The organism is Pinirhizobacter sp., assembly GCF_035317885.1.
In the GTDB taxonomy this organism is placed as follows: Bacteria; Pseudomonadota; Gammaproteobacteria; order Xanthomonadales; family Rhodanobacteraceae; genus Pinirhizobacter.
Genome location: NZ_DATHFX010000406.1, coordinates 1 through 3790, shown reverse-complemented (window position 1 = coordinate 3790; position 3790 = coordinate 1). Strand labels below are relative to the sequence as shown.

6 protein-coding genes are annotated in these 3790 nt (G+C 65.3%); 3 read left to right on the top strand and 3 right to left on the bottom strand.

The features are described 5' to 3' along the window. The 3 genes from VK519_RS13455 to VK519_RS13445 all read right to left on the bottom strand — a co-directional run. Positions 1–785: serine hydrolase domain-containing protein (locus VK519_RS13455; RefSeq protein ID WP_324350578.1), on the bottom strand; the 785-nt coding region annotated here is incomplete at its 3' end. Positions 786–869: 84 nt separating this feature from the next. Continuing rightward, the gene (locus VK519_RS13450) at positions 870–1010 is read right to left on the bottom strand and encodes a hypothetical protein (protein WP_324350576.1); all 141 of its coding nucleotides are present in this window, start codon (positions 1008–1010) and stop codon (positions 870–872) included. 75 nt (positions 1011–1085) lie between these two features. Continuing rightward, positions 1086–1289, bottom strand: a complete 204-nt coding sequence (locus tag VK519_RS13445; RefSeq protein WP_324350574.1) for a hypothetical protein — start codon at positions 1287–1289, stop codon at positions 1086–1088. Positions 1290–1392: 103 nt separating this feature from the next. Here VK519_RS13445 and VK519_RS13440 point away from each other — a divergent pair, with 103 nt between their 5' ends. The 3 genes from VK519_RS13440 to VK519_RS13430 form a co-directional block, all read left to right on the top strand. After that, positions 1393–2283, top strand: coding sequence for a LysR substrate-binding domain-containing protein (locus VK519_RS13440; protein ID WP_324350572.1), 891 nt, complete (start codon positions 1393–1395; stop codon positions 2281–2283). Positions 2284–2372: 89 nt separating this feature from the next. Continuing rightward, the gene (gene ada, locus VK519_RS13435; protein ID WP_324350570.1) at positions 2373–3434 is read left to right on the top strand and encodes a bifunctional DNA-binding transcriptional regulator/O6-methylguanine-DNA methyltransferase Ada; all 1062 of its coding nucleotides are present in this window, start codon (positions 2373–2375) and stop codon (positions 3432–3434) included. Continuing rightward, positions 3431–3790 (top strand): alpha-ketoglutarate-dependent dioxygenase AlkB (locus tag VK519_RS13430; RefSeq protein WP_324350568.1); only part of this gene is annotated, 360 nt, incomplete at its 3' end. The genes ada and VK519_RS13430, both read left to right, overlap by 4 nt.

The following is a 3790-nucleotide window of genomic DNA, read 5'->3' as shown; positions in this document are numbered from 1 at the left end:
TCCTTCAGCCACACTGCGTCGCTGGCCATGCCGTAGGGACGCCAGATTTTTTCGCCAAGGTATTGGGCGAGCGTCTTGCCCGTGGCCTGGGTGACCAGGATGCCTATGAGGTCGGTCTCGCCGGTCTTGTACACCCACTTGCTTCCTGGGGGAGCCTCACGGCCCAGGGTCTTCATATAGGTCACCAGGGCCGGCTCACCAGGCACCCGGGGCGCTGAGTACATGCGCGCCACGTCGGACTTCGGATCGCTGTAGTCCTCGTTCCAGCGCACACCCGAGGTCATCGAGAGCAACTGGCAGATATTGACACCCTCGTACGCACTCCCCTTCAGCGCGGGGATGTAGCGGACCACGGGGTCGTCCAGTGAATGGATGGAGCCGTCGGCCAGCGCCGCACCCACCAGTGTCGAGGTGAATGACTTGGCCACGGAGAACGACGTCCAGCGACCCGTGGCACCGAAGCCCAGGCTGTAGCGCTCGATGCGCACGCGGCCATGTTGCAGCACCATGACCGCCGCGACCTTGTGCGCGCTCATGTACGCCTCGAGCGATTGACCATCAGGCCAGCGTGGCCGAAGCGGCCGCCCCTCGGGCAAGGCATGCACACGGGTCCCATGCACCACCACATTGCCGGCAAAAATCGCCGGCATATCGCGAAAATGGGCCTCACGCTCGGCTTGCGACCAGAACAGCACATCAGTACGCCGCGCCTTGTCCTGCGCATGCACACCAAACGCGCCCGCAAGCACCAGCGCCACGAGCAAGTAACGAAGCGTTTCTTTCACGTGCCTGCCGACCCGGGCGAAAAGTCGCCATCTTAGAGGCAAGACACGCCACAGCGTGTTGCTATTCATCCGCCAAGACAGCCTCTAGGGGCGCGTCACCGGTGGCGTGTCTGCCCCAGGCGGGTGTGTTTCCTGATGGGTGAGGCTCTTGTAAAGCCCGGTGCCAATAATCAACACCAGCGCCACGAGAAAGGCAAGGAACGCCGCCCGGCGATGAATCTTCATGGCCCGACTATCCGCCGGGCCATGTCGGTGCGCCATGAAGCCCCCCAATAAGGGGTCAGAGTCATTTTTCCCCCGTCAGCGAAGCCCCAGGATCATCCAGTGCGATGGGGCAGTGGAGGGACGAACGCCCGCAATTTCAGCCACCTTTTCTCGCTTGGCCGGCCGGGACGGTTTCGTGGGTTGCGCGTTGTCCTCGGGCAAGCCCGCCAGACGTCGGGCCAATGCCACGTCGGTGATGTGCCCGTGCATAAACGCAAGGTTGGTGAAGATCGATGCCATGTCCAATCTCCTTCAAGGGGTAAGTTCTTGAGGATCAAGATAAGGCCCGCCTCGCGGCGCCGGAAGCGATATATTCACCATACCGCCTTGAGGAATATTCAAGATGTCGATCCCACTGATGCAGCTGCACCGCTTCGTCACCGCGGCGCGGCTGGGCAATCTCACCCGTGCCGCCGAACAGTCGAACCTGACGGTAAGCGCCCTGAGCCATCAGATTCGCCAGCTCGAAGAACGGCTTGATCGCCCGCTGTTTTCGCGTGGACCGCGCGGGGTTGTCCTTACCGAAGAAGGCCGCGCCCTGCTCGAATCGGTGGGCGGGCACTTCGATGGCATCGAGCGCGCCATCGCCGGCTATCGCAAGCGGCGGGCGGAAGTGGTCACCATTTCCTCCGTGCCGGGCGTAGTGACCGGGTGGCTGCTACCCCGGTTGCCGGACCTCGTCGCCCGGCATCCGGAGCTTGAATTAAACCTGCAGTCGAGCAACGACCTGGTCGACTTTGAACGCGACGCCGTGGACGCGGGTATCCGTTACGGCATGGGCCAATGGCCCGGTGTCCACGTTGAACGCCTGTTCGGCGAGTGGATGGTTCCCGTGGCAACGCCAGCACTGATCGACCGCTTCAATGGCCTGGACGCCGATGACATGGCCGGCTGGCCCTTGCTCGGCGATCCATCCGACCGCTGGACGCGCTGGTTCGCCACGCACGGCGGTTCGCCACCGGTTCGCTACGTGGCACGCTTCGACACCTCCGAAGCCCTGCAGCGCGCGGCGATGGAAGGCGTGGGCGTGGCCCTGGGGCGCATGGTGATGGCGCGGCCGTTGATTGCCTCCGGTGCGTTGCGGCAGATCGGCAGCCGTTACCTGGTTAGCGCGGAGTCGTATTTCCTGGCGCGATCCCCGCGCGCGGTCGATCACGCAGGTTTTACCACTTTCCGTGCTTGGCTGTTCGAACAGGCGCAGGCCTACCGCCTGGATGCGGAACTCGCCCGATAGCGGGGCCGAATTCGACCGCAAGGTCCGGAGTGGCCTGGACGCCTTGCCCGGGGAAGATGGCGCCATCATATTCTTCCGATGAGGTCGCCATGAAACCGCAACCCACCAAACTGCCCAATGACCCCCGCTGGAGAGCCGTACAAACGCGCGACGCCACGGCGGACGGCACCTTCTGGTATTCGGTGCGCACCACCGGCGTGTATTGCCGGCCCTCGTGCGGCTCACGGGCGCCGCTGCGCCAGAACGTCGCCTTCCACGCCACGCGGGAAGACGCCGAGCGCGCCGGATTCCGTCCATGCAAGCGCTGCAAGCCCGATGGCCCCTCGCAGGCCGAACGCCAGGCCACGCTGGTGGCGGCGGCTTGCCGGACCATCGAGGCTGCCGAAAGCATGCTCACGCTCGAGGTGTTGGCACAGCAGGCAGGCCTTAGCCCATTCCATTTCCAGCGCATGTTCAAAGCGGTGGCAGGCGTGACGCCGCGGCAGTACGGCGCGGCCTATCGGGGCCAGCGCATGCGCCAGGAGCTTGGTAACGCTGCGCGTGTCACCGACGCCATCTACGAAGCCGGTTATGGTTCGAGCAGCCGCTTCTACGAAACGGCGGCCGACGAGCTGGGCATGACCGCCAGCCGCTTCCGCCGTGGAGGCGATCAAGCCCATATCCGCTTCGCCGTGGGGCAATGTTCGTTGGGTGCGATCCTGGTGGCGCGCAGTGACCAGGGCATCTGCGCCATTACGCTGGGCGACGATCCCGACGCCCTGGTCCGCCAATTGCAGGATCGATTCCCCAACGCCGAACTGGTTGGCGACGACCGCGACTTCGATCGCGTCGTGGCGCAAGTGGTGGGTTTTGTCGAGACGCCCAACCAGGGCCTGGATCTGCCGCTCGACATCCGCGGCACTGCCTTCCAGCGCCGCGTGTGGCAAGCCTTGCGCGAAATTCCCGCCGGCGAGACAGCCAGCTATACCGAGATCGCGCACAGGATCGGTGCGCCCACGTCGGTCCGGGCGGTGGCCGGCGCCTGCGCCGCCAACCACCTCGCCGTGGCCGTCCCCTGCCATCGCGTAGTACGCAACGATGGTGGCCTGTCAGGCTATCGCTGGGGCGTCGAGCGCAAGCGCGCGCTGCTCGAACGCGAAGGCCGCCCGTGACCGTCGACCTGTTCGCAGGCGTCGTGGAACGGCGGGATGAACCCCTGGCCGATGGTGCATGGGTGCTGCGCGGTTTCGCCCTGGATATCGGCCAGGCACTGGTAGAGGACATCCATGCAGTGGCCGAACACGCGCCATTCCGCCATCTGGTCACGCCGGGCGGCTTTACCATGTCGGTGGCGATGACCAACTGCGGACGGCTGGGCTGGTGCAGTGATCGCCGCGGTTACCGCTACGACCGGATCGATCCCACCACCGGCAAGCCGTGGCCTGCGATGCCCCTGCGCTTCGCCCGCCTTGCCGCTGACGCCGCGGCGCATGCCGGCTATGCCGGCTTCGACCCCGACGCATGCCTG

Coding starts and splice junctions, on each gene's coding strand:
- VK519_RS13450 (WP_324350576.1), bottom strand. CDS start 1,010: ATGAAGATTCATCGCCGGGCGGCGTTCCTTGCCTTTCTCGTGGCGCTG.
- VK519_RS13445 (WP_324350574.1), bottom strand. CDS start 1,289: ATGGCATCGATCTTCACCAACCTTGCGTTTATGCACGGGCACATCACC.
- VK519_RS13440 (WP_324350572.1), top strand. CDS start 1,393: ATGTCGATCCCACTGATGCAGCTGCACCGCTTCGTCACCGCGGCGCGG.
- ada (WP_324350570.1), top strand. CDS start 2,373: ATGAAACCGCAACCCACCAAACTGCCCAATGACCCCCGCTGGAGAGCC.